Source organism: Paraburkholderia sp. D1E (assembly GCF_052682275.1).
On sequence record NZ_JBQYMB010000001.1, the window covers coordinates 4,464,579 to 4,490,875 of the forward strand.

At 60.8% G+C, this 26,297-nt stretch carries 24 protein-coding genes and 2 pseudogenes; 10 read left to right on the forward strand and 16 right to left on the reverse strand.

Going from position 1 to position 26,297, the window contains the following annotated elements; translation table 11 throughout:
* Positions 1–35: 35 nt before the first annotated feature.
* The 8 genes from ACUN0E_RS19970 to ACUN0E_RS20005 all read right to left on the reverse strand — a co-directional run bounded on the left by ACUN0E_RS19970 (position 36) and on the right by ACUN0E_RS20005 (position 9,874).
* The gene (locus ACUN0E_RS19970) at positions 36–1,757 is read right to left on the reverse strand and encodes an FAD-dependent oxidoreductase (protein ID WP_445567717.1); all 1,722 of its coding nucleotides are present in this window, start codon (positions 1,755–1,757) and stop codon (positions 36–38) included.
* Between the two features lie 38 nt (positions 1,758–1,795).
* On the reverse strand, positions 1,796–3,325 hold the full coding sequence (locus tag ACUN0E_RS19975) for an alginate export family protein (RefSeq protein ID WP_445567718.1): 1,530 nt from the start codon (positions 3,323–3,325) through the stop codon (positions 1,796–1,798).
* Positions 3,315–4,271, reverse strand: a complete 957-nt coding sequence (locus ACUN0E_RS19980; RefSeq protein ID WP_445567719.1) for a VOC family protein — start codon at positions 4,269–4,271, stop codon at positions 3,315–3,317. Before ACUN0E_RS19980 ends, ACUN0E_RS19975 begins: the two co-directional genes overlap by 11 nt.
* A gap of 165 nt (positions 4,272–4,436) precedes the next feature.
* A complete protein-coding gene (locus ACUN0E_RS19985; protein ID WP_445567720.1) occupies positions 4,437–4,688 on the reverse strand; it encodes a DUF1427 family protein in 252 nt (83 codons plus the stop codon).
* Positions 4,689–4,715: 27 nt separating this feature from the next.
* Positions 4,716–5,357 (reverse strand): HD domain-containing protein, encoded by a 642-nt coding sequence (locus ACUN0E_RS19990; RefSeq protein WP_445567721.1) that lies wholly within the window; start codon positions 5,355–5,357, stop codon positions 4,716–4,718.
* Between the two features lie 195 nt (positions 5,358–5,552).
* Positions 5,553–7,022 (reverse strand): mechanosensitive ion channel domain-containing protein, encoded by a 1,470-nt coding sequence (locus tag ACUN0E_RS19995; RefSeq protein WP_445567722.1) that lies wholly within the window; start codon positions 7,020–7,022, stop codon positions 5,553–5,555.
* A gap of 39 nt (positions 7,023–7,061) precedes the next feature.
* Positions 7,062–8,930 carry an amidohydrolase gene (locus ACUN0E_RS20000; RefSeq protein WP_445567723.1) on the reverse strand — a complete coding sequence of 623 codons (1,869 nt, stop codon included), beginning with the start codon at positions 8,928–8,930 and terminating at the stop codon, positions 7,062–7,064.
* A gap of 254 nt (positions 8,931–9,184) precedes the next feature.
* On the reverse strand, positions 9,185–9,874 hold the full coding sequence (locus ACUN0E_RS20005; RefSeq protein ID WP_445567724.1) for a hydrolase: 690 nt from the start codon (positions 9,872–9,874) through the stop codon (positions 9,185–9,187).
* Between the two features lie 305 nt (positions 9,875–10,179).
* Here ACUN0E_RS20005 and ACUN0E_RS20010 point away from each other — a divergent pair, with 305 nt between their 5' ends.
* Positions 10,180–10,698, forward strand: a complete 519-nt coding sequence (locus ACUN0E_RS20010; protein ID WP_445567725.1) for a Dps family protein — start codon at positions 10,180–10,182, stop codon at positions 10,696–10,698.
* Between the two features lie 66 nt (positions 10,699–10,764).
* On the opposite strand, the gene ACUN0E_RS20015 is transcribed toward ACUN0E_RS20010, so the two are convergent.
* Positions 10,765–11,685 carry a LysR substrate-binding domain-containing protein gene (locus ACUN0E_RS20015; protein WP_445567726.1) on the reverse strand — a complete coding sequence of 307 codons (921 nt, stop codon included), beginning with the start codon at positions 11,683–11,685 and terminating at the stop codon, positions 10,765–10,767.
* Between the two features lie 192 nt (positions 11,686–11,877).
* Between ACUN0E_RS20015 and ACUN0E_RS20020 the strand changes: the two genes are divergently transcribed.
* From ACUN0E_RS20020 to ACUN0E_RS20050, 7 genes are all read left to right on the forward strand, one after another.
* On the forward strand, positions 11,878–13,026 hold the full coding sequence (locus tag ACUN0E_RS20020) for an FAD binding domain-containing protein (protein WP_445567727.1): 1,149 nt from the start codon (positions 11,878–11,880) through the stop codon (positions 13,024–13,026).
* 39 nt (positions 13,027–13,065) lie between these two features.
* Positions 13,066–14,280, forward strand: coding sequence for an MFS transporter (locus tag ACUN0E_RS20025; RefSeq protein WP_445567728.1), 1,215 nt, complete (start codon positions 13,066–13,068; stop codon positions 14,278–14,280).
* Between the two features lie 208 nt (positions 14,281–14,488).
* The gene (locus ACUN0E_RS20030; RefSeq protein WP_445567729.1) at positions 14,489–15,787 is read left to right on the forward strand and encodes a c-type cytochrome; all 1,299 of its coding nucleotides are present in this window, start codon (positions 14,489–14,491) and stop codon (positions 15,785–15,787) included.
* A complete protein-coding gene (locus ACUN0E_RS20035) occupies positions 15,784–16,296 on the forward strand; it encodes a (2Fe-2S)-binding protein (protein WP_445567730.1) in 513 nt (170 codons plus the stop codon). The genes ACUN0E_RS20030 and ACUN0E_RS20035 overlap by 4 nt, the downstream gene beginning before the upstream one ends.
* A complete protein-coding gene (locus tag ACUN0E_RS20040; RefSeq protein ID WP_445567731.1) occupies positions 16,293–18,557 on the forward strand; it encodes a molybdopterin cofactor-binding domain-containing protein in 2,265 nt (754 codons plus the stop codon). Before ACUN0E_RS20035 ends, ACUN0E_RS20040 begins: the two co-directional genes overlap by 4 nt.
* Positions 18,558–18,634: 77 nt before the next feature.
* Complete coding sequence (locus tag ACUN0E_RS20045; RefSeq protein ID WP_445567732.1) at positions 18,635–19,429, forward strand: SDR family NAD(P)-dependent oxidoreductase; 795 nt, start codon at positions 18,635–18,637, stop codon at positions 19,427–19,429.
* A 45-nt stretch (positions 19,430–19,474) separates the two neighbouring features.
* Positions 19,475–19,774 (forward strand): hypothetical protein, encoded by a 300-nt coding sequence (locus ACUN0E_RS20050; RefSeq protein ID WP_445567733.1) that lies wholly within the window; start codon positions 19,475–19,477, stop codon positions 19,772–19,774.
* A gap of 63 nt (positions 19,775–19,837) precedes the next feature.
* Here ACUN0E_RS20050 and ACUN0E_RS20055 read toward each other — a convergent pair whose 3' ends face one another.
* The 6 genes and pseudogenes from ACUN0E_RS20055 to ACUN0E_RS20080 form a co-directional block, all read right to left on the reverse strand.
* Positions 19,838–20,722, reverse strand: a complete 885-nt coding sequence (locus ACUN0E_RS20055) for a lipid A biosynthesis lauroyl acyltransferase (protein WP_445567734.1) — start codon at positions 20,720–20,722, stop codon at positions 19,838–19,840.
* A 261-nt stretch (positions 20,723–20,983) separates the two neighbouring features.
* Positions 20,984–22,118 (reverse strand): annotated as a pseudogene (locus ACUN0E_RS20060) (porin).
* Between the two features lie 42 nt (positions 22,119–22,160).
* The gene (locus ACUN0E_RS20065) at positions 22,161–23,339 is read right to left on the reverse strand and encodes an ATP-binding protein (protein WP_445567735.1); all 1,179 of its coding nucleotides are present in this window, start codon (positions 23,337–23,339) and stop codon (positions 22,161–22,163) included.
* A 105-nt stretch (positions 23,340–23,444) separates the two neighbouring features.
* Positions 23,445–23,753, reverse strand: a complete 309-nt coding sequence (locus ACUN0E_RS20070; RefSeq protein ID WP_445567736.1) for a hypothetical protein — start codon at positions 23,751–23,753, stop codon at positions 23,445–23,447.
* Positions 23,754–23,789: 36 nt separating this feature from the next.
* A complete protein-coding gene (locus ACUN0E_RS20075; protein WP_445567737.1) occupies positions 23,790–24,284 on the reverse strand; it encodes a TetR/AcrR family transcriptional regulator in 495 nt (164 codons plus the stop codon).
* A gap of 18 nt (positions 24,285–24,302) precedes the next feature.
* Positions 24,303–24,656 (reverse strand): annotated as a pseudogene (locus ACUN0E_RS20080) (SDR family oxidoreductase); the annotation flags it as partial.
* Here ACUN0E_RS20080 and ACUN0E_RS20085 point away from each other — a divergent pair.
* Positions 24,549–24,887, forward strand: a complete 339-nt coding sequence (locus ACUN0E_RS20085) for a hypothetical protein (protein WP_445567738.1) — start codon at positions 24,549–24,551, stop codon at positions 24,885–24,887. The pseudogene ACUN0E_RS20080 and the gene ACUN0E_RS20085 sit on opposite strands and share 108 nt — an antisense overlap.
* Positions 24,888–25,121: 234 nt before the next feature.
* On the forward strand, positions 25,122–25,304 hold the full coding sequence (locus ACUN0E_RS20090; RefSeq protein WP_445567739.1) for a hypothetical protein: 183 nt from the start codon (positions 25,122–25,124) through the stop codon (positions 25,302–25,304).
* Positions 25,305–25,363: 59 nt separating this feature from the next.
* Here ACUN0E_RS20090 and ACUN0E_RS20095 read toward each other — a convergent pair whose 3' ends face one another.
* Complete coding sequence (locus tag ACUN0E_RS20095; protein ID WP_445567740.1) at positions 25,364–26,152, reverse strand: alpha/beta fold hydrolase; 789 nt, start codon at positions 26,150–26,152, stop codon at positions 25,364–25,366.
* Positions 26,153–26,297: the final 145 nt, after the last annotated feature.

A 26,297-nucleotide genomic window follows, 5' to 3' on the forward strand; every position in this document is an offset into this window, starting at 1 on the left:
TCATCGAGCAGCGCCTTCCGGCGAGAAGGACGTGCCTAAGCGGTTGCCGCCGTCAACTGGCTCAGGTACGCATGGATTTGACCGACCACGGCCGCGCCGTCGCCCACGGCCGCGGCCACCCGTTTCGCGGACTCCGAACGCACGTCGCCGACCGCAAACATGCCCGGTATGCTGGTTTCGAGTGGATATCGCTCGCCTGCTTCAGACAGCCCATCCTCACTGCGGGCAAAACCCGTGACGACAAACCCTCTATTGTCGAGCTCCACGCCGCTCGATTCGAGCCAATCGGTTTTCGGGTCCGCACCGACAAAGAGAAACAGATGACGCGTCTCGATCACTTCGTCTACGTCCTCGTCTTCACGCCGGATATGAAGGTGAGTGAGTCCGGCTTCGTCGCCATCGAGCGAACGCAGCGTGCAGCGCGTGCACAGCGTGACGTTAGGCAAGGAGCCAATCCGGTCGATCAGGTATTTCGACATGCTGGCCTCGAGGTCCTTGCCACGAATCAGCACGCGGATGCTGCGCGCGAAATTGGCGAGAAACACCACCGCCTGGCCGGCGGAGTTGCCCCCGCCTATCAACACGATGTCCTGCCCTTTCACCAGCTTGGCTTCGATCGTCGACGCCCAGTAGTACGTGCCACGTCCGTCGAAGCGATCGAAGCCGTCCACCGTCGGCTTCCGATAAGCGGCGCCGCTCGCGACCACGACCGTGCGGGCGCAGATGCGCTGCCCGTCGAGCAAGGTCAGCAGAAAGAGACCTTCATGACGGCACACATCCGTGACCTTTCCGGGAATCGCCAGATGTGCGCCGAACTTCAGCGCCTGCTGGAACGCCCGCGCCGCGAGTGCCTGGCCCGAAATACCGGTGGGAAAGCCCAGATAGTTTTCGATCCGCGAGCTGGCGCCGGCCTGGCCGCCCGGCGCACGTTGATCGAATACGGCAACCGACAAACCTTCCGTGGCGGCATACACGGACGCCGCCAGCCCGGCAGGCCCGGCGCCGACGATCGCAACGTCATAGACGTGCGATTGCTCGAAGGTCGGCACGAGTCCAAGACATGACGCAAGCTGGACCTCGTCCGGCGCGCGCAGCACGTTGCCGTTCGGGCAGAAGACGAGCGGAAAGTCGTCGGGGCCGGTGGTCATGCCGCCAAGCAGCGTGATCGCCTCGGGATCGCTACGCGCGTCGATCACCGTTGCGGGGTAGGCATTGCGGCGCAGAAAACTTTGCAGCCCCATCAGCTTCGAGCAGTCGCCATCACCCACGATGATCGGCCCGAGCCCCTGCTCGATCAGTCCAAGCCGTCTCAGGATCAGGGCGCGCATGATGTGTTCGCCAAGCTGCGCATCGGCCACGATCAACGCGCGCAGCCTTTCCGGCTCGATCACTAGCGTCTCGACGTCGGTCAGTGCAACACCGTCGATCAATGCCGGTTTGCCGGAGAGTTGCGCCATCTCGGCCATGAAGTGTCCGTCTTCGTGTTCAGTCACGAGCGTCGAGCGGCCGAAACTGTCGCGCGAATAGATCCTCACACGCCCACGCAGCAACACGAACAGGCCGAGTGCAACGTGCCCCGTTTCGAAGATCAGTTCGCCGGCCTTGAACGACATCGGCCGGGCAAAACGCCGCAAACTCTGAATCTCAGCCGTCGACAGACGGGGAAACATCTGGTGCTGACGGTACTCCAGCGAGGAATACGGTGTGGCGAGTTCCGACGGTGTCGTCGCCTCGGTGGATAATTCTGGAGTGCTCATAACATGACCTCATCTGGTATGGTTTGCGGATAGCGCTTCTACCAGCCAAATTTGAGTTCCGCGCCTATGTAGTCGGCATTGCGGGCGCCCAGCTCGCGCAGCGACGGTCCGATCTGGAAATGCACGGCCTCGAGCGCTGCGGCGAGGTTCGCGGTGACTGCCCAGTCGGCGCGAAGTTGTGTATAGAACCCCGTCCAGAGGTTGCCGTGTCCCGCCGTGCCCGGCACGACCGCCGAGCCTTGCTGGTACACCGCATCCGCGGTGGTCTCGCGCCATTGCAGACCCACACCGGCCAGCAGCGTCAGCTTGCTGTTCGGTTTGAGGGTGAGCGACGGCTTCACGTGAATCAGGTTGGCGTAGCCGGTATAGCCGGCCAGCGCGAAGTAATAGCCGTTCGGGAACAACGGGTTGAACGTACCGACACGGCCGTCGCCCGGATGGCTGTCACCCGATGCGGCGTCCACCTGAATGCCGATCCGCGGCGTCCACGGCGCGGTCTTCAGCGTGTAGCCGGCGAGCGACCCCACCGCCCACGCGCCGATCGTATCGCTGCCGACATGTCCCGACTGATACATCGCCTCAACGTCCCAGTCGATAGCGTTGACGTTGCCGGAATAACGCGCGTCGAACACATCGCGATGCTCGTCGCCGACCGCGTCGAGAAAGTGCGCGTTGCTGCGGTTGTAGCGCGAGTAGTACGCCGACAGGTCGCCCGGCCCGACGTTTTTGCGCTCCACACGCAAGCCGCTGAACGTCAGATCGCGATTGGAGACGTCGTCAAAATCCGAATTGTCGCGATACTGCACCGGCTGCGTCGCATAGGCGATCCAGCGCCACGGACCGGTTTCATAGTCTGTCCATAGCCCGTCGAATGCCTGACGAACGTTCGGGCCGTCGCGAACCGAGACGAAGCGCTGCAAGTCGAACGCCATTTCCTGCCGGCCCACGCGGAACTTGAAGGTGCCGGGCCCAAGCGGCTCGGTAATCGCAATGAACGCCTGGCGCAGATCCAGCGGATTCTTGTCGACCGGCGTGACGTTGTCCTTGCCGTAGGGGCGCGCGTCTTCGAATTGCGTGAAGATCTGCACATGGGGTCCGAGGTGGATATCCGCATGCACGTCCAGACGTTGCAGCAGATACGTGTCGTCATGCCCCGATCCGACACCGAACAGCGGCGCGTCGTTCACCTCCAGGCGCTCGCGAAGCACCACACCGAGCGAGATGTACGCATCGGGATTGCCGAACAGCGGAATGTATTTCAGCGAATCGAACGGCCGTTTCGGCACGCAGGGATTGGCCAATACCCCCCAGTTTTCCTGCCAGCGATTGAACATGATTGCAGGCCGTGCACAAGACGCACTCGCGGAAGCCGAAGTCACCGCGGGGTTTGCCGCGGAGGTATCGTCAGCCCCACCGAGCGCGGTGTCCGCCGCCGAGGCCGGCAGCGCGGCCGCGAGACCCGTGCTGAACAGCAGGGCACGGGCAGCACGCCGCGCGGAAAAGCGGGGCGCGCGCCTGCGGAACTTCAGTGACCACGACCGCTTCATGAAGTTTGCATCACTTGCCATCGTGCACTTCAGCAATGTACCGGCCCGGGAATTCGAGCATGGCGGTCGTACCCGTTGCGCTGTGGTACGGCGGGTAGAGCACCTTCGCGCCGGCCGCTTGAGCGCGCTCGATCGTCTGGGCGACATCGTCCACGGCATAGCCGGTCGTTTCGGTTCCGAACGGGACCGGCAGCTTGCCGTCCGTGACGAACACGACCATGTGGCCGAAGCCCGAGTTGATGCGAATCACACGGATCGTCTCACCCGGCCGGCCGATCACGCCGGCGTCCGCACTTTGGTTGTCCGACACCACCCTGCCATGCGAGAAGCGCAGCCACCGGCGAACGAAGTTGTCCGCTTCGTAGCGCGACACATACACACGGTTGTCCGGCACGCTCTGCAACGGCGCATAGTTCGGCGCCTTGGTGTGCCAATAGAGCTGCATCGTGACGCCGCCCGGCCATTGAATGATCGCGTCCTTGCCGATTGGATCGTCGAACGTATCGACGACGACGTCGGCACCGGCCGCACGCGCGGCTTTCACCGCCTTATCGATATCGGTGACCAGATACCCGGTTCGCTCATTGCCGAACGGATACGGAATCGCCGTTTCGAAGCCGAACACGGAGAGCATGCCGACCGGCGTTTGCACATACTGCGATGCGGTCTTGCTCGGCGTGGGCGTTACCGTGAAAACCGCACGCGGAGATGCCTTGCCGCCGAATGTCGCGATAAAGCTGTTGACGAACGCGTCGAGATCGGCCGAAGCCACATACACGTGAGTCGTGTCGTACTGCGCGCCAACCGATACGTCGGGCTGTTTCGCGGCGACTGCGGTTTTTCCGTTCGACACCTCCGGCGGTCCGGCATCGGCGAATGCAGATGCCGATCCAACCGAAGTCAAACCAATCAGTATCGCCGCGCCGAGAGACGCGAGTGAACTGGGTCGATGAAGCGACTTGAACATGGTGTTACCCAAAAGTATTAGCGAAGTTTGAATGATCTGCCTCTGATCGAGGCGGTGTGCGTTGTCTGTCGAGCATTTGCGCAGCGCGCAATCAGCCCAAGAACGGAGTCGTCGTGTCGATTCACGAACGACTCTCAACCGGGCGAAAGACCAGCGCCTGTCAGGTCAGCCGCCCTGCTTCGTCGCGTCCGGCGTCACCGTCTTTTGCGCTTCAGCGCCCTTCACCGGCCCAGCGACCTGAACCGTCGTCGTCTGCGCAAAAAACTGCGCTTTGACAACAGGGATGGCGTGCTCGCCCAACACCATGCCGAGCAGCCCGGCCAGCGCAATCAGCGGCGGTGCCGGAGACTGCACCTTGAGTAGCCAATAGAGCAGCCCGATGCCGAAGCCGACTCCCAGAGAAATGATGTAGCCCATGCTATTCGTCCTTTCCAGAAACACCCCTCAATTCAACCAGTCCGATCCCAGCACCAGCCCGCAGAAATTCAAGCGGCGATAGTTCGGATCCCATCGGTCCAGTACGTCGGCATTCACCGTTCCGAACGTCGTTTCCGGACGATGTTCCATGCCACGCGCATAGGCTTCGATGATCTTCTTCTTGAAACCTGATTCGCGCGGATAAGCCTGCACGATTTCATCGCGATGTTGTACGGTGAACTCGTCGTGGCCGGCGCCCCGAACATCCATTTGCACGCCGGCGCTGACCAGCGCAACCAGTGGCGACATATGTTCCGGAATGCCCGGTGTCGTGTGCAATGCGATCGCCGCCCATACTTCGTCGATCAGACGGTCGACGACGACGTGCTGCCGCAGAAAATCGCGCGCAGCATTCGCGCCGTCCACCTCGAACCGGTAGGGCGAGCGCTGGTACTTCACGTTCAGACCGACGTTGTGAAACATCGCGGCGACATAAAGCAGTTCGGCGTCGAACGTCAGGTTCTCGCGATATCCGGTCAGCGCACCGAACAGAAATGCTCTTAGCGAATGATGAAACATCAACTCTGACTCCGTACCCCGGATCTGATCGGTCGCCGCCTGAGCCACTACACCATCGGGAATCTCAATGCCGGCAATGGTCTTCTTCATCTCAACTCCTCCGTGTCGCCCCTGCCCCTGGTGCGCCTCTAGACGCATGCCAGACCGATACCACGGCCAGGCGACGTTTAGGACCGTTCGACGTTCGAGGAGCGCCAGTACATTGCAGCGTATCGAATTAAATTCATAAAGACTTTGGCAAATCCTTAAAAACACTTAATCGGCGCAGTACGCCTGCGAATCCACTCAAAGCGACAGTTCATGAATGCGCCGTACGCCGTCGCGAATCCATTGTAGAAAGCCGCCCGGGCTCTGCTCCACATTACCCGCCGATGAAAGGACCATTTCCTCGGTTGCATGGTGTTCCGACAGCAACCGGCACATTTCATCCATCACCTCCGGGCGCTGCGCGAGAACAGGCGTCAACGCGCTCTTGTCCAGCCGGAACACGGTGGCGCGGGTCAGCGCACGCACGACAACAGCGGTCCGGACGCCTGCGAGAACGCCGGACTGGCCAATCGAATCGCCCGGCGCGAGCCTTCGCAGTTCGACCTCAACACCGTTCTTCAGCACGATCACTCTCGCGACGCCCTGCGCCAGAATATGAAGCTCGTGACCGCTCTCATCCGCCGCGTTATAAATAATGTCGTCGGCATCGAACTCGTGCTTCGTCAGTTGCGCTGCCAGGTCCGATAGCTCGTCACCTTCCAGCGTCTGGAAGATCAGCACGTTGCGCAGCAAGCGATGTTTCTCGTCCGCTGGGTCAACAGCGGGCTCGGGCACCGACAGCGGCCGCAATACGACGCCGCGCGAGAGCAGATGGCGGTGCGCGAGATCGAAGAGCTCGTTACGCACACCGATTTTTTTGCTCAGGGTGTCGACGTAGCAGACGATCTCGTACTCGATCGCGTCGTTCGTGGCGCGGCGCACGCTGACAAGCGGTTTGGGATCGCTCAGTACGTCCCCGGAACTGGCAGCGGCGTTGGCAAGCGCCTCAAGTACGAGCGCGGGCCGGGTCGACGGCTTGACCGGCAGCATGATGCTGATGCCGTGCGTATGCGACGGCTCATTGGCGTTGACGATATTGGCGCGCGCCGCCACGCTGTTCGGAATCACAACGATATTGCCCTGACCGTTCAGCAGGCTCGTCGCACGCCAGTTGCTTTCAACCACTTTGCCTTCCACGTCGCCGATCGTCACCCAGTCTCCTATTTGAAAAGGCTGGGTTGCGTTCAGGACGACGCCTGAAAACACATCGTTGAGTGTGCTCTGTATCGCAAGGCCGAGTACGACCGCGAGCGCGCCGGACGTGGCGAGCAGCCCTTTCACCGGCAGTTGCAGCACGAACGCGATCGCCCCCACCGCGGCGGCCATAAACACTAGCGCACCGAGCACGTCCTGAAACAGGCGCTCCTTGTGCCACGTCTCGGGCAACACCGCGCGATCGAGCAGGATGATCACAAGGCGCGCACCTTGCAGCCACCACACCACCTCCAGCACCTGTGCAAGCAAATGGCGCAGCGGCTCGTCCGGCCAGGGCGCCGCGCGTAGCGGATTCATCCCCGAACGGAAGAGCACGTAGGTCGACAGACCGAACATGAGCGCACGTAAGACGAGGCGCACCTGGTCGCTCTTCCGGTCCATGAAGCGCCAGGCAAGGAAATCGAGGACCAGAATGCCCAGGCCAAACAGCACACCGTCGGTCAGGGTCGGCATCTTGATCCTCGCTCGCGTGGTGGCACGAACCCGTGATTATCAGAATGCGAAACAGCTACATCCCAATGCGCCCCAGAAACCGTTCGAGTCGCTGACCGGCACGTTTTTACGCCACGCCCAACCGTGGGCATGTGCATGCACGCCGCACAGATTCACGCAGCCATCCACGCACGCCACCGCAGTCGGCTTGTAACGGCTGTAGCCGCCGAATTCCGCCACCGGCGACCACGACGGGCTGACCGGAAGATCGGGCGGTCCGAGCGGCGCGAATTCGTCATCGGCGTACACGACCTTGCCGCCCACCACCGTCATCGCCGAAGTCAGGAACTTGATGCGGCTTTCGTCGACAGTGAAGTAGTCTTCGCTGAGTACCGCGAAGTCCGCGAACTGGCCGGGCACCAACGCGCCTTTGCGGTCGTCCTCGTTCGAGAACCATGCACTGCCTACCGTGTAGCGGCGCAACGCTTCCATCCGGTCCAGACGGTTCTCGCTGGAATACATGGCCGTGCCGCCGACCGTTTTACCCGACACCATCCAGTAAAGCGATACGAACGGGTTGAAGCTCGCGACGCGCGTGGCGTCCGTACCCGCGCCAACGGGCAATCCGGCATCGAGCATGTGGCGAATGGGCGGGGTGCGCTTGACGGCCTCTTCACCATATCGCTGGATGAAGTACTCGCCCTGAAAGGCCATCCGATGCTGAATCGCGATGCCGCCGCCGAGCGCGCGCACCCGCTCGATGTTCTTCTGCGTGATGGTCTCGCAATGGTCGAAGAACCAGCGCAGCCCGTTGAACGGGATCTGGGCGTTGACACGCTCGAATACGTTCAGGAAACGCTCGATCGATTCGTTGTACGTGGCGTGAAGCCGGAACGGCCAGCGGTTCGCCACCAGCAGTTTGACGACCGCCTCCAGTTCGTCTTCCAACGTATCCGGCAGGTCCGGGCGCGGCTCGAGAAAATCCTCGAAGTCCGCTGCCGAGAACACCAGCATTTCACCGGCGCCATTGACGCGCAGGAAATCGTCGCCGTCGCCGGGTTTGGTTATCTTCACCCACTTCGCGAAATCTTCGATTTCCTTTTTCGCGTTTTGCGTGAACAGGTTGTACGCGATACGCACGCTCAGTTCGTTGCGCTTCGCAAGATCCATGATGACCGCGTAGTCATCCGGATAGGCCTGGTAGCCGCCGCCCGCGTCGATCGCGCTCGTCACGCCGAGGCGATTCAGTTCTCGCATGAAATGCAGCGTGGAATTGCGCTGATCTTCCAGAGCGAGCTTCGGCCCTTTGGCGAGCGTCGCGTACAGGAGGCCGGCGTTCGGCCGCGCAATCAGCATGCCGGTCGGGTTGCCGCGCTTATCGCGCTGGATCTCGCCGCCGGGGGGATTAGGTGTGTCTTTGGTGTAACCGACCGCGCGCAGCGCCGCTGCGTTCAGGAGCGCGCTGTCGTACAGATGCAAAATGAACACCGGCGTGTCCGGCGCAATCGCGTTGACTTCTTCGAGCGTCGGCCCACGGCGCTCGGCGAACTGGAATTCATTCCAGCCACCCACCACACGCACCCATTGCGGCGCCGGCGTGCGCGCCACCTGCTTCTTCAGCATGTCGAGCGCATCCGCGAGCGACGGCACGCCGTCCCAACGCAACTCCATGTTGAAGTTCAGCCCGCCTCGGATGATGTGCAGGTGGGAATCGTTCAGACCGGGGATGACCGTGCGGCCCTTGAGGTCGATCTGCCGCGTCGTGTCGTTCACGTGACGCATCACGACCTCGCGAGATCCCGACGCGATGACGCGGCCGTTCGCGACGGCAAGCGCATCGGCGAATGAACGCTTGTCGTCTTGCGTAGCGATCTTGCCGTTGAAGAACACGACCTCGGCCGGTGTTGGCTGGGGGGTATTGGAATTCATGGTGATCCTCATAGGGAGCGCTCCGCCCTCAAGATGCGGAGCCTTTCCGGGGAAGCGGGCGCTCGACGCGATTGCTTCCATGAAGCATTCGGAAACGGGCTGCAACCGGCATGCGGAACAGGATACCGATGCACTGCCCTCGAATCCCGCCGCATCCACCGGCACATTCGTGCCGGTGGATGCTCAATAGATCCGGGCCGGGCGCGACCCGCACAGTGTTCGAGTCGCGCCGCCGGAAGACGTAATGCGACTGCTTACTTCTTTGCGGGCAAGGGTGCCAGAACCTCGTGCGTCCCCGTCGTGCGTTGGGGAGCCTTGTGCACCATCGTGTAGGCATAGTCCACGCCCATCCCGTACGCACCCGAATGCTCTTTGGCAATCGCCATGACTTCGTTGTAAGTCTCTTTGTGCGCCCAATCGCGTTGCCATTCGAGCAGCACCTGTTGCCAGGTCATCGGGACCACGCCGGCCTGAATCATGCGCTGCATCGCATAATCATGCGCATCCTTCGACGTGCCGCCCGACGCGTCGGCGACCATATAGATTTCATAGTCACCTTCGGCCATAGCGCACAGCGCAAACGTGTTGTTGCAAACCTCGGTCCACAGACCCGCCACCACCACCTTTTTCCGGCCATTGGCAGCCAGCGAGTCACGAACCTTCTGGTCGTCCCACGAATTCATGGACGAGCGTTCGAGCACTTTGTGGTCCGGAAACACGTCCAGCAACTCGGGGTACGTGTATCCCGAGAAACTTTCGGATTCGACTGTCGTAATCGTAGTAGGAATGTTAAACGTCCGCGCTGCCTTCGCGAGTCCTACTACGTTGTTCTTAAGTACCTGACGGTCGATGGACTGAACCCCAAAAGCCATTTGCGGCTGTTGGTCGATGAAGATGATCTGCGAATTTGCAGGCGTCAGGACTTCGAGTTTCGGATTTGCCATGGCTTTGTACGTCCTAAAGAATTTGTGAACACGGGAAGACATGTCGCACTCGCTTCAAGTGCGAGAAAAACTGAAATCCATTCTATCGACGGCTTTCTAAAGAATCCTTCCCGGGAACCTTAATAGTTCTTAAAAAAGATTTTCGATCGGGAAAGCCCGGTCGATCCCGACTTGACCCTGGCCGCCGCCCGCTCAGAACATTTCACATTTTCTGCAGGACTTTATGTGCACGGCATTCCTACACTTCACTCACCCGTAGTCATGAACGCACGTTGTACCTATCGACACAGTCAAAGGGATTCGCCATGAAAGAAGCACTTACCGCGGCAGCGCGTCGCGCGGCGCCGTTGAAGACACCGACCCGTCTGACTGAGGAGGCGACCCGCGACATTGCTGGCGCGTTGACAACGTTGCTCGCGGACGTGTTCGCCCTGTACCTGAAAACGAAGAATTTCCACTGGCATATGTCGGGGCCGTACTTCCGCGATTACCACCTGCTGCTCGACGACCAGTCCGACCAGATCTTCGCGACGGTCGATCCGATCGCGGAACGCGCGCGCAAGATCGGCGGCAAGGCCCTGCACTCAACCGGCCAGATCACCAAACTGCAGCGGATTCTCGACAACGACGCGGATTTCGTGACACCGGACGACATGCTCGCCGAGTTACGTGAGGACAATCTGGCGCTCGCAGGCTACATGCGTGAAACACATTCGCTCTGCGACGAGTACGGCGATGTCGCTACGACGAGCCTGCTGGAAAACTGGATCGACGAAGCGGAGCAGCGCGTGTGGTTCCTGTTCGAATCCGGGCGCCACGCGTAAGGCCGATTGAACGGGATCGCGCCCCTTCAGACGGAGCATGCCTGTCTGGCGCGGGCGCGTCACCGGTCAGCCTTCGCGTGGAGTGTGAAGCCGGGCTTCCAGAAACTGAAGGAGCGAGCGCACTTTGCTCGAGTGACGGCGATTCGGCAGATACGCGGCATAGACGAGTGCATCGCCTTGATGAGGACTCGCATCGAAGCTCTCGAGGAGGCGCGTCAGGCGCCCCGCGCGAATCTCGGCGCTGACCAGCCATTCGGGCAGCAACGCGACGCCGCGCCCCGCCATCACCGCCTCAAGCAGGAGGTCGAGACTGTTCGACAACAGATGGCCGCGCACCTCGACGCGCTGCTCGCCGCTGTCCCCGCGGAAGGCCCAGACCTGGCGGGTGCGGTAGCCGCCGCCGTACGCGACACGAAGGCACTCGTGAGCTTCGAGCGCTTGCGGTGTCTGAGGCGTGCCGCTGCGCTCCAGGTAGTCGTGGCTTGCCACGACGTAGCGCAGATTGTTCGCCAGCTTTTTGACGATCAGGTTAGCGTCACGATCGGGCATCCCGATCCGGATCGCGATGTCGATCCGGTCGAGCGCGAGATCGACAAAGTGATCGGCCACGACGACGTCGAGGAACACGCGCGGATTCTCGGAAAGGAATGCCGCCAGATGCGGCGCGAGCCGCAAGCGGCTGTAGGTGGACGGTACCGAAATTCTGAGCGAACCGACCGGCGACGCGCCACTGTCAAAGACGCTCTCGTCCGCTTCGGCCAAATCGTCGAGCACCTTGCCAACCTGCTCGACATACGCAATGCCGGCGTCCGTGAGGCTGACCTTTCTGGGTGTGCGGGTCAGCAGCGCGGCACCCAGGGAGACCTCCAGCGAGTCCATCAGACGCGTAACCGACGACGTGGCCACCCCCAGACGTTGTGCGGCCTTTGAAAAACCGCCTGCGTCGGCCACTTCCAGCAACGTATTCAGGGCGAGGAGTTTGTCCATGGTTGGCCTTATCGACGATTTGATTGCGTGCAACGCAATGCTAGATTGCATTTTAGACTCATTCCACAAAGAAAACGCAACGTATAACCTGCAACCATTACCTAGTGAGGGGTGCAACATGCAAGCCATTCAGGTCGAGTTCAACTATGACTTCACTTGTCCGTCGCGTTCCGCAGGTCAAAGGAATGCAGCATGAGATCGCTTGAGAAACCCCGCGCGGTCGTGATCGGCGGTTCGCTCGGTGGGCTGCTCGCGGCCAACACCTTGCGGGCAGCCGACTGGCAGGTCGACGTGTTCGAAACATCGCCCAATGAACTGGAAAGCCGCGGCGGCGGCGTCGTGCTTCAGCCGGATGTGCTGGACGCGCTCCATTTTGCCCGCGTTCCGTTGCCGAACCCGCCTGGCGTGGCGTCGGGCGAGCGCATCTATCTGGACCGCGAAGACAGCATCGTCGAACGACTGTACATGCCGCAGATGCAGACGTCGTGGAGCCTGCTGTACCGCGCCATGAAAAATGCGCTGCCGGCGGGGGCCGTGCACGCAGGCGAGACCTTTCTTAATTTCCACATGGAAAGCGAGCAGATCGTCGCACAGTTCGAAAGCGGCCGCATCGAGCAGGCGGATTTACTGATCGGCGCCGACGGCATACGTTCCACCCTCAGGCGCCGCCTGCTGCCCGAGATCCTGCCGGTCTACGCGGGCTACGTGGCGTGGCGCGGGCTCGTCGAGGAACCCGATCTGCCGCGGCACGCCGCGGACATGCTGCGTGACCGGTTCACGTTTCAGGACGGCAATGGGCACTCCGCTCTCGCCTATCTGATTCCGGGTGAGGGCGATTCGACTGCGGTCGGCGCGCGCCGCTGGAACTGGGTGTGGTACCGCAAATACAGCCGTGAAAAACTCGACGAGCTGCTGGTCGATCGCAACGGCGTTGCGCGCGCGTTTTCCTTGCCGCCGGGCACGACCAAAAGCGCGGACATCGCACAACTGAGGGACGACGCACGTGAGCTGCTCGCTCCGACCTTTAGCGCCCTCGCCAACGCCACCGATGATCCGTTCATGCAGCCGATCGTCGACCTGAACTCGCCGAGGATGGTGTTCGGCCGGGCGATCCTGCTCGGCGACGCCGCATCCGTTCCGCGTCCACACACGGCGGGCAGCACCGCGAAGGCCGCGGCCAATGCCCATTCTTTGGCGCTTGCGTTGTCATCGACATGGCAAAGCGGCGCAACGATCGACACCGCCCTCAAGCGTTGGGAGAACCAACAGTTGCAACGCGGCAGGCTGATGACCGATCTGGGCATTTCGCTGGGCAACCGGCTAATGAACATCGCCCGCTGATATCCGAAGTTTCCAGTTCTTTTACTTCAAGGAGTTGTCATGTCAACCCAGACATCCACCACGGCGGGCGGCTCAGGCCACGTCAAGATGACGCGCAGTCTGATCGCGTTGTTCGCGTTCTGTTGCGGCGCTATCGTCGCGAACCTGTACTACGCGCAACCGATCACCGAACTGATCGCACCGGACATTCACATGTCCGGCAACACAGCCAGCATGATCGTTTCACTCACGCAGATCGGCTACGCATTCGGCCTGTTCTTTCTGGTGCCGCTCGGCGACCTGCTGGAGAACCGCAAGCTGATGATCACCACCGCGCTGGTGTCGATCGTGACTCTTGGCGCCGCAGCTTTCGCTCATCAACCCGGCTGGTTCCTCGCGATCTCGCTGCTGGTGGGATTCAGCTCCGTAGCCGTGCAGATTCTGATCCCGCTCGCCGCGCATCTTGCGCCAGACGAGTCGCGCGGCAAGGTGGTCGGCACCATCATGAGCGGCCTTTTGCTCGGCATTCTGCTGTCGCGTCCGATCTCCAGTCTCGTAGCCGGCCACTTCGGCTGGCGCGCGGTGTTCGGTTCCGCAGCGGTGCTGATGGCGATCGTCACCACTGTGCTGGCGCTGACGATTCCGCCGCGCCAACCGGACCACAAGGCCACCTACTTCGAACTGATCGGCTCGCTCGGCCATCTGGTCCGCACCATGCCGGTTCTGCGTCACCGCTCCTTCTATCAGGGGCTGATGTTCGCTTCGTTCAGTCTCTTCTGGACCGCGATCCCGGTGGAATTGACTCGGCATTACGGACTCTCGCAAACCGCGATCGCCGTCTTCGCGCTGGTCGGTGCGATCGGAGCAACCTCAGCGCCGGTGGCCGGACATCTGGCCGATGCGGGTCACACCGTGCGCGCAACGCTGATTGCGCTCGTGGTGGGCGCCCTCGCTTACATGCCGGCGCTGATCCATCCGGCGTGGGGCGTGTTCGGACTCGTCGCGACCGGCATCATCCTCGATTTCGCCGTGCAGATGAACATGGTGCTCGGCCAACGCGAAATCTATGCGTTGCATGCGGCGAGCAGAAACCGCCTGAACGCGCTGTATATGACCAGCATCTTCGTCGGCGGCGCTTTCGGTTCGGCACTCGCCAGCCCGCTCTATGAACACGGCGGCTGGCCGCTGGTCGCCGGCGCCGCCACGGCCTTCCCGCTCATTGCACTGGCGCACTACCTTGCGATCGGCCGTCCGCACGCCGCCCGCATCGCCTGACTGGTTCGCTAGCTGCATCGTCGCTCAGACGCCCGGACGGCGCGCCGTCCGCGCGTTGTCCGGGCACTGTGCGGTTAACAAGAATTCAGCATAGCTTCAGGAAATTCCATGGCATCGGCGATACGCTAGTCAACATAGTCCTCTATGTGAGCGACGTTCAATCGTTTGCAAAGGAATCACCCTGTCCTCCCTTTCAACAGGTGCATGAATGACTCGCAAGTCAAAATTGCTGACGTTCGGCGGCGTGGTCATCGTGGCCGCGCTGATCGTCGTCGCTTTGCTGGTGTGGAAACCCGCCATCGCACCGATCAGTCCGCCGGCGGCGTCGTCGTTCGACGCGCAAACCAGGCTTGCCGGCGCACGCGTCGTGGCGCTCGGCGACTGTATCGTGTGCCACACCGCGAAGGGCGGCAAACCGTTCGCAGGGGGCTTGCCGCTCGCCACCCCGTTCGGCACCATCTACGCGACCAACCTCACGCCCGATGTCGAAACCGGCATCGGCAGCTGGTCGCTCGAAGCATTCACACGAGCGGTGCGCCACGGCGTCTCGCGCGACGGTCACCTGCTCTACCCCGCGTTTCCCTATATTCACTTCACGCGCATGTCCGATGGCGACATTTCGGCTGCCTACGCATATCTGATGACGCGCGAGCCGGTCAATGCGACGGCGCCTGCCAACGACCTGATCTTTCCGTTGAACTTCCGGCCGTTGCTGGCCTTCTGGAACATCCTGTTCCTGCACCCCGGCGAGCGGGCCGCCGATGCCTCAAAAGATGCCGAGTGGAATCGCGGAAAGCTGCTGGTGGATGGCCTCGGTCACTGCGCCTCATGTCATTCGCCGCTCAATGCGATAGGTGGTGAAAAGCTGGGGCATGCATTCGACGGCGGCGTCGTCGACGGCTGGGAAGCTCCCCCGCTGAATGCACTCAGCGCGGCGCCGAAGCCTTGGACCGAGGAACAGCTCGTCACGTATCTACGCAGCGGCCGCGCCAGCGAGCATGGCGCCGCGGCCGGCCCGATGCTACCCGTCACGCGTGACCTCGCTACCGTGCCTGAAGAGGACGTGCGCGCAATCGCCACCTACATCCTGTCGATTCAGAAAGCGCGACCAGCCATCATGAACGCCGCTGCCGAGGGCACGGCTCATGCGGATCAGGCCGATGCGTCGCCTGCGGCGCAACGCGGCGCGATCCTGTTCGGCGCATCGTGCGCGCAGTGCCACGGCCCCGCCGCGCCGATGCAATCGATCGGCGAGCGCCCCACGCTGGCGTTCAGCACCGCCGTCAACGCAACGACGCCCCGCAACGCCGCCCAGATGATTCTCAGCGGCAATGGCTGGCACGGTGAGGACCGCTTGAACTACATGCCGTCCTTCAGTGAAATTTATAGTGACCAGCAGATCGCCGATCTGGTGTCCTATATCCGCGCGACCTATTCGCAGCGCGGCGAGTGGAAGAACGTCGAGGACATGGTCGTCAAGGTCAGAAAGGAGAACAACGCGCGATGATCAACCTTACCGTCAATGGCGTGCAGCACGCGCTGGATATCGATCCGTCGACACCACTGCTTTACGCACTGCGCAACGACCTGCACCTGCACGGCGCCAAGTTTGGCTGCGGGCTTGGACAATGCGGCGCGTGCACGGTGATCGTGGGCGACCGGGCTGCCTTCTCCTGCCTGATGGCCGTGTCGTCGATCGGCAGCCGCCCGGTGCGCACGATCGAGAGTCTTGGCACCGCCGAGCATCCCGGGCCGCTGCAGAAGTCGTTCATCGAACATCAGGCCGCGCAGTGCGGCTATTGCATCGCCGGCATGATCATGCGCGCCCAAGCCCTGCTCGAGCGCAACCCGCGGCCGACCGAGAATGAACTGCGCGAACACATGGAGCCGAATCTTTGCCGTTGCGGCACCCACATGCGCATCCTCGCCGCGATCCGCGAAGTCGCGCACCTGCCCGCGCCAGAGGCTACACCTACCCCGCCGCAAGGCGCGGCGACCCACGGAGGCACGCAATGAGCGTCAAAGAAGACGATATTAACGAAGGACGCCGCCGCTTCATGCTATCCGGCACGCTCGTGGTTAGCTTCAGCCTGTTGCCTGGGGTCAAGGCGATGGCCCAGGAAGTGATCGCGGACGAAGGCGCTGCCGTGCACGTCGCCAAAGCGACCGAGACGCTCGCGGGCAGCCTGAAGACCAATCCGTTTCTCGATGCATGGATCAAGATCGATCCTGCCGGCAAGGTAACCGTCTACACCGGCAAGGTGGAATTGGGCACGGGCGTACGCACCGCCTTGCTGCAGATCGCAGCCGAAGAGCTGAACATGGCGCCCTCACTGATCACGTTCTTGACCGCCGATACGGGCGCCTCGCCGGACGAGGGACTCACGGCGGGCAGCCACACCATCGTCGACAGCGGCAGTGCCTTGTTGAACGCATCCGCCCAGGTGCGCGGCCTGCTCGTCGATGCGGCGGCCAAACACTTCGGCGTCGAGAGCAACGTGCTGCAAGTTCAGGATGCGGTCATCAAGGCGCCCGACGGCCGCACGATGACGTACGGTCAGGCGGTCGGCGCAGTCGATCTGCATCGCATGGCCACGCCGGCGTCGCCGTTGAAAGACCCAACCACCTTCGTGACGATCGGCACGTCGTTGCCGCGCCTGGACATTCCGGGCAAAGTGACGGGCGGTGCGAGCTACGTGCAGGACATGTCGATGCCGGGCATGCTGCATGCCCGGGTGGTGCTGCCGCCGGTCTATGCGGCGAAGCTGCTGCAGACCAATACGCCCGACATTCTGAAGATGCCGGGCGTCGTCAAGGTGATCAGGGACGGCAGCATGCTGGCGGTGGTCGCCACGGGCGAATGGCAGGCGGTGCAGGCGCAACGCGCGCTGGCCGCGGGAAGTCAGTGGAGCGCCGGACGCACGTTGCCCGACCCGGCTACCGTACACCGCGATCTGAAGACGATTTCCACGCAACACATCGAGATTGCGAACACGCATAATGCGGCCGGCGCGCCCGTCAAAACACTGAGCGCGAAGTACACCAAGCACTACATGCTGCACGGTTCGATCGGCCCGTCCTGCTCGGTCGCGCAGTTCAAGGACGGCACCATGACGGTCTGGACGCACTCGCAAGGCGTCTATCCGCTGCGCGATGGGCTCGCGGAAATGCTGTCGCTGCCGAAAGAGAATGTGCGCTGCATTCACGTTGAAGGATCGGGCTGCTATGGGCACAACGGCGCGGACGACGTAGCAACGCACGCCGCCTTGATCGCCCGCGAGGTGGCAGGCCAGCCGGTTCGCGTGCAATGGATGCGCGAACAGGAGCATACCTGGGATCACTTCACACCCGCGATGATCACCGAAGTGAGCGCATCGCTCGACGCGAGCGGCACCATCGTCAGCTGGGATTACGCGTTGTGGAGCAGTTCGCACAACGAGCGGATCGTCAACGCGGGCCGGCTCCTTCCCGCGCAAATGCTGGAGAATCCGTTCGTGCCGGCACCGTCGACGCCGATGCTGCAGCCCGAAGGCGGCGGCGACCGCAACGCGATTCCTCTGTACGCGTTCCCCAACGTGCACGTGATGAACAACTTTTCGCCGACCATGCCGTTGCAAACGTCTGCGATGCGCTCGCTCGGTGCGCACATGAACGTCTTCACGATCGAGACGTTCATGGACGAGTTGGCCGCCGCGGCCGGCGCCGACCCCGTCGCGTTCCGGCTCAAGCATATGCAGGATCCGCGCGCGCGTGACGCGATCCGGCTCGCCGCCGAGAAATTCGGCTGGCCGCGGCCGCCGCGCAAGGCCAATCACGGCGTCGGCTTTGCGTTCGGCAAGTACAAAAACCTGATGTCGTATGTGGCGATGGCCGTGGAGATATCCGTGGTGCCAGAAACCGGCCAGGTGATTCTCGAACACGCCGAAGTGGCGGTGGACGCGGGGCAGATCGTCAGCCCCGACGGCATCCGCAACCAGATCGAGGGAGGCCTGATTCAATCCACCAGTTGGACGCTCTATGAACAATTGCAGTTCGACACAGCGAGAATCCGCAGCTTCGACTGGAGCAGCTACCCGATCCTGCGATATTCCGCCGTGCCGCGCAGTTTGAACGTCCATCTGATCAACCGACCAGGCTTGCCGTTTCTCGGGGCTGCAGAAGCGTCGATGGGTCCGACCGCCGGCGCGCTCGGCAACGCATTGTTCGATGCGACCGGAAAGCGCTTGCGCGACATGCCCTTGGGTGGCGATAACCTGCGCCGTCTGATCGACGTATAAAGAATCCGCACGGTGCCGCTTGCACAAGGTGGAGTTGCGTCGCGGATATTAGTAACGTTTCTACAAGGACCACGCCAGTGATCATCGATCTATCGGGAAAAACCGCGATTGTCAGCGCATCCACGGCGGGCATCGGCCTCGCCATCGCCACAGGGATCGCGGCGGCAGGCGCGAACACCATTGTCAATGGCCGCAAACAGGAAGCGGTGGACCGCGCCATCGACACCATTCTTAAGACTGTACCCACGCCTAAGCTACGCGGTTTCGCCGGCGACCTCAGCACGCCCGAGGGCTGCGACGCGTTGTCGAAAGCCGTACCGCAAGCGGACATCCTCGTGAACAACCTGGGCGTGTACGGCCCCGGCGACATTTTCACCACCACCGACGACGACTGGGCGCGCTATTTCCAGGTCAACGTCATGTCCGGCGTAAGGCTGACGCGCGGCTACCTCAAGGGGATGATGGAACGCAAATGGGGGCGCGTGGTGTTCATCTCGTCGGAGTCTGCACTGAACATTCCCGCGGATATGCTCGCGTATGGCTTTTCGAAGACCGCACAACTTAGCATCGCGCGCGGCATCGCCAAGCAGGCCGCCGGCACGGGCGTGACGGTGAACGCCGTGCTGCCGGGCCCCACTTTGTCGGACGGCTTTCGGGCGATGGTGGAAGAGACGGCGAAGGCGCAGGGCAAAACGGTCGAACAGGTCGGCATCGAGTTCGTACGCGCGCATCGCCGCAGTTCGATCATCCAGCGGCCGGCAAGCACGGAGGAAATCGCGAACATGGTCGTGTACGTGTGCTCGCAGCAGGCTTCGGCGACCACAGGCGCGGCCTTGCGGGTGGACGGCGGCCTGGTGGATACGATTGCGTGAACGGTCGGCGGGTATGCATCACAGAAGTGGTTCAACGAAAACACTATGACTATGAATAGCAAAAAGAATATTGCCACTGTGCTCTTAGCAGCCTTCTTCACCGGTCAAGGCTTTGCGCAGGGACTCGCTGACAACACCGCACAGAATGGCTCCGATGCGGGTAACCGTCCACCAGTCGCTCACCAGAGTACCGGTCCTTCTGCGTCTGGCACCAGCAGGCCTCACACGTTGCATGTCAATGCAAAGAAAAGCAGCAATCCCAGCGCCAAGCCCAAGCCAAAAATTAAGCCAGATTATCCTTGTCAAAATCTGCACGTTAAGCCGATGAATTGCCCAACCAGATAGCAAGGCACGCCAGCTTCCGCTTCGAACGGCCAGGCTCGCCGTTAGCCGAGTCGGCAGAAGTCGTTAGTAGAAGCCCTTCTCCCCTTCGGGTCGGGTCTTAAAGCGCTTATGCACCCAGTAGTACTGCTCCGGAATATGCGGAATTTCTGCCTCGAGCCACTCGTTCATACGGCGCGCGTCCGCATAATCGTCGCCGCTCGGATAGTTGTCCCACGGCTTGAACACCCTGACGCGATACCCTCTGTAGCCCGGCAGCACTTCGCCGATAAACGGCACCACGCGCGCATTACCGGTTCGGGCAAGACGGCCGGTCGCCGTTAGGGTGCAGGCCGGCACGCCAAAGAACGATACGAACGTGGAGTTACGCTTTCCGTAGTCCATGTCGGCGCCGAGCATCACGGGCTTGCGATCGCGCAGCCAGCGCAACACAATCCGCGCACTGTCGGCACGACTTGCCATATGCGAGCCGAAGCGTCCGCGCGCCTCAATGGCCACCTTATCCAGCAGCGGATTCGAGATCGGCTGATACAGCGCGCCACATTGCCGCTGCAACGCGTAGTTGATAAAAATCGAGCCCGCCTCGATACCGACAAAATGCGCGCCCAACAATAGCGTCGGCGGCATATCGGGATCGAGTAGATCGATCTCGCTGTCGATCCGCACGAGTTTTTCGAGCTTTTCTGCCGACCCGAACCATTGAACGCTTCGTTCGACGTAGCTGCGAATAACATGGCGGAAATGCAGTCCCGCAACTCCATTGCGGCGCGCGGCGTCCCATTGCGGAAAGCACAGGCGCAAATTGGTGTGGACCACCCGCTTGCGCCTGCTCGGAATCTGGTACAGGAGCCAACCGAGGCCGTCGCCGAAGCGGGCAACAAGGCCGTATGGGAGGATTGCCAGGAATTTCAGGAACCCTATAGCAAGTTGGGTACTCAGGCGCGTAAGCATGAAATCGATTCTCTGCCCAAAAAAGTACAACGTCCTGGACGTGTTAGACGAGATGGAGCGCTCGCACCCTATGGACTCCGACAGGAAATCACCCTTTCGTCACACCGCCGCCTTCCGTTGCAGCAAATGCACAAACCGAGGAGCGTAGGCCGACGCTTCTTTAAAGTCCTTTTTCGGGACTAAAACTTTCTTAAGACGGCAGCGTGCGGGAAAGCCGGAACGTCAGGCTTTGCCAGCCGCCGGGCCGAAATGAGTGCGATCTTAGAAACGGGTACGAATGCCCGCGGTCACCGCAACTTGCGTATTCGTCGCCGACTGCGTACCGATGCCGTTGATCAACGCCCCGTTCAACACCGTACCGCTGGCGCCGTTGACATGCTGATACACGCATTCAAGATAGAGATCCGTCCGCTTGGGTCTGACGCTCATTGCCGCGTTGCTCAGGTGACCATCGGTAAAGGTATAGGCGCTCGAGATACGCCACGCATGCGTCACGTCGTAGCGTGCATTGATTTCATAGTTGTTGAAGCGGAGAGCGCTTGCGCTACCGAATTTCGTTGAGCTCGATGGTGAGCCGGTGCTGATGGTGGTCGCGTTGTCGAGCTTCGTCTGGGTCCATACCAGGCCAACTGTTGCGGGGCCAATCGAGTAGTTCGCACCCGCACCCCACACCCGCTGCCGTTGCGCGGTGAACGGCGCGTCGGCGGAAGTGCTGGTGCCATCCACGGCGCCAGTGCTATTCATGCCGGGCTGATTGATCTCCATGTAGGCGGCCGCGACGTTCAGCGGACCGGCGGTATATGACCCGCCCAAGCTATATAGGCGGTTGTTCGCAAAGGCGTCTGCCCGGTTTGAAAAACCATAGACGCCGCCGAATTTCAGACCACGATAGTTCGCACTCGCATACTTGGTCGCATTGTCGACACGAAACGAGTTATCGAGATTATCGTTGTCGAATGGCTGAGCGAACTGGGTGCCACCATACAACGTGCCCATCAGGCTCATTGGCGCAATGATAGTCGACCACCGAGTCGTATTGTCGACCTAGCGTCACCGCGCCATACTGGTCGTTCGCGAGACCCACCCAGGCCTGGCGGCCGAACATGCGGCCGCCCTGGCCCAATTTCCCGTTTGTGATACTGAAGCCGCTCTCCAACGTGAAAATAGCGCGCATGCCAGCGCCGAGGTCCTCGCTGCCGCGCAGACCCCAGCGGTCGGAATTGAGATTGCCACCGGTTGCCTGCACGTTGCTGTGACCGGTCGAACCACTGACATGTTGATTTTTCGTATACGTCACACCTGCATCGAGAAGACCATATAGCGTCACGCTGCTCTGTGCATGGGCCACCGTGGCCCACATGGCTGCAGACGCTAGAAAAAGAGGTTTGACTTTCATGGATCATCCGTCGGAATATCGAAATTGCGGCGTAGATTCATGTTAAACAATCCTTGGCTGTCGCTTGTTGCACACAACGAGCGCAATCGTGTCGCCGTTCGGCGTGAACCGGGGAGCGATGCTTTGCGCGCGGCCAAAGAATAGCTGCACCGCACTTTTGTCCATCGCATCGATATCGCCCTGCTCTTGCCGCGGCACTTCCAGCGAGCGCACCCTGTATACACATTCACCAGTGATTCTCAACGGCTCACGACTTGTCACGATCACCTTGCAGGTGGGAAGCGCACCCAGGATCGCTGCAACGACATCCGCTACGGCCTGAACCACTTGCTCGCAATTGCCCAGCACGATCAGCTTGTGCTTGCCACGCAGAGAAGCCACGATACGTTCATGGGATGGGTAATCGCCAGCGCCTTCGGAATCCAGCACGTCGAGTACCGCACGCGCTACGAACTGAGACTCGTACACCTGCGCAAGCTCGACAAACCGGACGCCGTCCGCAAAGCAGTCCGCGAGCCGTCGAGTGGCTTCGATTACGAGGCGCGTCTTGCCGATGCCACCCGGTCCGACGAGGCTGACCAGTGCAGCGCCATCGCTCGCCTCAAGGACTTCTTCGATCGCTTCGTCGCACCCATATAGTGTCGAACGGGTAAGCGGCAGATTGCTTCGCACTACAGGATGATTCACATCGATTATGGCCTTGGTGGACGAAGCCCGCAGAGGTTCCTGCTCAAGACGATAACCTCGCCCGGAAAGGGTGATCAGCAACGAAGACGACGCGTCCAGCATCTTCCGAATGGCTGAAATCTGAACATACATGTTATTTTCTTCAACCACCGTGCCGGGCCAGACACGACGCATGATTTCTTCCTTCGACACCAGCTGTCCGCGTTCGCTCGCCAGCAACTCGAGTAAGTCAAAAGCCCTTGAACCCAGCTTGATCGGCTTCTTCGCAACGAGAACCCGACGCTGATCAGGCAGTATCTCTACTTCACCAATGGTCATCATGATGGTTTTTCCTCGCTGCGATACCCGCTTCCGTTGAGCTATGTATTTGACATACGCACCAGTTGTGACGATTTTCTTCAGTGCTGTTGGTCGGTCGACTGCGGTATCGGAATTGCAGCGCAACTGATGACGGACCGTCAGCGCCGCGTCTACGAGTGATTTTTCCGCTTCGCCGTAGTCTGTTTGAAACGGTGCCTGGGCACGGAATTGCATGCGCCTCACGCAATGAGGAGGCTGGAACAAGTATCAGTCGTCACGCACCGCCCGGAAGGCAGCGGATTCAGGCGTCGCGCCCGAAGACACATCCGCGTCGAAGCATCATGCTTTCGCGAGGTAGGCGAGCCCCGCCACCAGCGTGTCAACCATGGCGCTCAGCCGTCCCCGGTACGGCTGAGCGGCAGCGTCACCCGTCTGCAACGTTCCGAGTCCGGCCGCAATGAACATCGCAACCGCCTCGTCCCGATCGATATCAGCCTCGCTGAGAACAGCGCTCTGCAACGCGCGTATTTGCCCGTCCAGAGTCTGGAACGGTTGCGTCGCCAATGCTTCGCGCGACGTGGTCAGTTCGGCAATATGCGGAGACTCGGCGACGAGCCGATGCATTCGACCGATATAGCAGTCGAGCACCTCGACGATCCGCTCGGTCGGCGGCGTGGTGTCGCTCTAAATTCGTTCGGCATCCGAAGGTATTCTCGCACAAAGCCGATCGGCGATTGCAGCGAAAAGCGCAGCCTTTGAATCGAAAGAGAGATAAATCGTGCCTTTGGCGATACCGACTTCGCGGGCGATGGCGTCAATCGAGGTTCGCTTGACGCCATAGCACAGGAACAGCATCAACGCCGCATCGAGAATCCGGTCACGCTTGTCACCGCCGGTTGGGGTCGCGTCAGGCTGCATTTGGGAAGAACTTGCGAGACCCAATGAGTATTTCGGAGACGCTGAGGTCATGAGGCTGGGTGACGGCGTGCAGGACAGCGCGCGCGATGTCATCGGGCGAGGCAAAACGGCCGAGGCGCGGGCTTGAAGACGCTCAAGCTTATCATCCGACAGCACTTCGCCTTCCTCGTATTCGACTGGAATGCCGAGCGATTTGAAGATGCCATTGACGAATTCAGGCGGAAAGTGCCGCCCGAAGTTGGTCGCCACTGCGCCGGGCATGATGGTTATCGCGCGGATCGGTTCGTCCGCGAGTTCGTGGCGTAGCGCGCGGCAGACAGAATTGGCCGCCGCCTTCGTCGCTCCATAGACGTGATAGGCGTTACCGTCACCTGCGTATGAAGAAATGGTCACGATATACCCCTTGCTCGTGGTCTCACGCATCGCGCAGATCGCGGCCTGGCTGCAGGCAAACACGGCGATCACGTTCGTCTCGAACATCGCCCGCCAGTCCGACGTTCTGCCCTGCGCAATGGTGCCGGGACGATGAACGTCAGTTGCATTGACCATGATGTCGAGGCGCCCGGTCCGGCTGGCCGCCTCAGCGAAGAAAACGTGCAGCGCGTCGTAATCGTGCAGATCGAAAGCACCAATAGTTGCTTGCCGCCAGCGCCTTCGATCGTCCGTGCGACCTCCTGTAACCGCTCAGCGCTACGCCCGGCGATGAAAGACGTGACTGCCCTCGCTCGCGAGGCGAAGCGCAACCGCTTTACCGATTCCGGACGACGCGCTGGTAATCACCGTGGTTTTTCCAAAAAGGGTGTTCATCGGCTGCTCCAGGTCATCCCTAGAATGAACATTATTCCAATCTGGTCATTTGGTTAAACTGATTTGCAATACCCATGTCGCATGGTGGTCGGATCGGACCATTGGCCAATCCGCTCACGTGTGAAGTCCCCGCCGACATCGATGACATGGTCAACTTGTTGTCCATAAAACGAATGATTCAAATGCGATCATCTGGATTTGGCCACTTTCGGGTTTCCGCTGGTCCTCCCGATGGATAGAATAGATAAGGCGTTAAACCGACGCTCTGCAGCTCAAGCGGAGAGGATCATCATGAAAGTAACTGCACTTTTCATCATCGTGGTTTTAAGCACTGCTCTTGTTGCGCCGGCCTTTGCCAGTGAGCATATGCATGTGAATCACGACCACGAACACCCCCGCTATCAACCGCCGCACGCGGACCAAGGCGCTACTGATCAAGATACATCGGCTCAGGCGCCACAAAACAACAACTAGATCGTGTCGTGCAACAGGTAGGTTCGACGGCTTCGCACTAGCCTGTGCAGTGGTTTGTCCTAGCGAGCATAGCGAAGCAGGAAATCTCGTAACGGCGGATTCACAATATCCGCGTGAGTCAAATTCGGCGTATGTCCCGCCCGCTCGACCAGAATAAGATCTTTGCAGTTCGGCAACCGGGCGGCGAGCGCCTCCGCGCAGCCCGGGCTGATGGCGGCGTCGTCGCGTCCGTGAAATACGATCGATGTATGCGTAATCTCGGCGAGGCGTGGTGTGATGTCGTCCCTGGAGACAAGGGCATTGACCGGATGTTCGAAGTGATCTGCACCAGCGTTCATCCATTTCTGGATCCATGCCGATGCAGCGTACTCGGGACCGAACAGAAACGCCGACAGATTCTGTGCGACATTCTTCGCGCCATTGCGCGCCCATTCCGCTTTCAACGCTTCGAAGGACTGGCGGACCTCCTCGGAGTCGACATCACTTCTCGTCGATATCAGGGCGATCGCCCGAAAGCGATCCGGCTCCAGCAACGCCGCGCGCATTGACAGAAATCCCCCTTGGGACATGCCGACAAGCGATGCCGAAGCAACCTCCAGATGATCGAGCAAGGCGATGAGATCCTGTGCGGAGTCCCAGTAGCTGAATGCTCGCGTTGTGGCTCCGGTTGCGCCAAAACCGCGCTGATCCCATACGACGCAGCGGAACTCCTTCCGAAGTTCCTCAATGTTCGGCTGGAACATGTCGCCGTCCATCAGGAAACCATGACTGAAGACAACGACAGGTGCCCCGGAAGGACCGAACTCGTCGTATGCGAAGCGTATCCCTTCTCGTTCAAAAAACGGCATGCCTGTTCCTACTTTCGAATAACACGATGGATTCAATATAAGCTGACCTTCGTCGCAAGACCTGATCGAAAGCGCCGATCGCTTGTCAAATCGTCTCGATTTTGCACAATCTCAATACGCGCCACAACACGTTTCTACCGATTGA

What these genes read in the sequence shown, in the direction of transcription:
- ACUN0E_RS19975 (WP_445567718.1), bottom strand. Translation starts at nt 3,325, where the DNA reads ATGGCAAGTGATGCAAACTTCATGAAGCGGTCGTGGTCACTGAAGTTC.
- ACUN0E_RS19980 (WP_445567719.1), bottom strand. Translation starts at nt 4,271, where the DNA reads ATGTTCAAGTCGCTTCATCGACCCAGTTCACTCGCGTCTCTCGGCGCG.
- ACUN0E_RS19995 (WP_445567722.1), bottom strand. Translation starts at nt 7,022, where the DNA reads ATGCCGACCCTGACCGACGGTGTGCTGTTTGGCCTGGGCATTCTGGTC.
- ACUN0E_RS20075 (WP_445567737.1), bottom strand. Translation starts at nt 24,284, where the DNA reads ATGCCCGGCGCAGTGGCGACCAACTTCGGGCGGCACTTTCCGCCTGAA.
- ACUN0E_RS20035 (WP_445567730.1), top strand. Translation starts at nt 15,784, where the DNA reads ATGATCAACCTTACCGTCAATGGCGTGCAGCACGCGCTGGATATCGAT.
- ACUN0E_RS20000 (WP_445567723.1), bottom strand. Translation starts at nt 8,930, where the DNA reads ATGAATTCCAATACCCCCCAGCCAACACCGGCCGAGGTCGTGTTCTTC.
- ACUN0E_RS20085 (WP_445567738.1), top strand. Translation starts at nt 24,549, where the DNA reads ATGAACGTCAGTTGCATTGACCATGATGTCGAGGCGCCCGGTCCGGCT.
- ACUN0E_RS20020 (WP_445567727.1), top strand. Translation starts at nt 11,878, where the DNA reads ATGAGATCGCTTGAGAAACCCCGCGCGGTCGTGATCGGCGGTTCGCTC.
- ACUN0E_RS20015 (WP_445567726.1), bottom strand. Translation starts at nt 11,685, where the DNA reads ATGGACAAACTCCTCGCCCTGAATACGTTGCTGGAAGTGGCCGACGCA.
- ACUN0E_RS20005 (WP_445567724.1), bottom strand. Translation starts at nt 9,874, where the DNA reads ATGGCAAATCCGAAACTCGAAGTCCTGACGCCTGCAAATTCGCAGATC.
- ACUN0E_RS20025 (WP_445567728.1), top strand. Translation starts at nt 13,066, where the DNA reads ATGTCAACCCAGACATCCACCACGGCGGGCGGCTCAGGCCACGTCAAG.
- ACUN0E_RS20090 (WP_445567739.1), top strand. Translation starts at nt 25,122, where the DNA reads ATGAAAGTAACTGCACTTTTCATCATCGTGGTTTTAAGCACTGCTCTT.
- ACUN0E_RS19985 (WP_445567720.1), bottom strand. Translation starts at nt 4,688, where the DNA reads ATGGGCTACATCATTTCTCTGGGAGTCGGCTTCGGCATCGGGCTGCTC.
- ACUN0E_RS20030 (WP_445567729.1), top strand. Translation starts at nt 14,489, where the DNA reads ATGACTCGCAAGTCAAAATTGCTGACGTTCGGCGGCGTGGTCATCGTG.
- ACUN0E_RS20010 (WP_445567725.1), top strand. Translation starts at nt 10,180, where the DNA reads ATGAAAGAAGCACTTACCGCGGCAGCGCGTCGCGCGGCGCCGTTGAAG.
- ACUN0E_RS20040 (WP_445567731.1), top strand. Translation starts at nt 16,293, where the DNA reads ATGAGCGTCAAAGAAGACGATATTAACGAAGGACGCCGCCGCTTCATG.
- ACUN0E_RS19970 (WP_445567717.1), bottom strand. Translation starts at nt 1,757, where the DNA reads ATGAGCACTCCAGAATTATCCACCGAGGCGACGACACCGTCGGAACTC.
- ACUN0E_RS19990 (WP_445567721.1), bottom strand. Translation starts at nt 5,357, where the DNA reads ATGAAGAAGACCATTGCCGGCATTGAGATTCCCGATGGTGTAGTGGCT.
- ACUN0E_RS20050 (WP_445567733.1), top strand. Translation starts at nt 19,475, where the DNA reads ATGACTATGAATAGCAAAAAGAATATTGCCACTGTGCTCTTAGCAGCC.
- ACUN0E_RS20055 (WP_445567734.1), bottom strand. Translation starts at nt 20,722, where the DNA reads ATGCTTACGCGCCTGAGTACCCAACTTGCTATAGGGTTCCTGAAATTC.
- ACUN0E_RS20065 (WP_445567735.1), bottom strand. Translation starts at nt 23,339, where the DNA reads ATGCAATTCCGTGCCCAGGCACCGTTTCAAACAGACTACGGCGAAGCG.
- ACUN0E_RS20095 (WP_445567740.1), bottom strand. Translation starts at nt 26,152, where the DNA reads ATGCCGTTTTTTGAACGAGAAGGGATACGCTTCGCATACGACGAGTTC.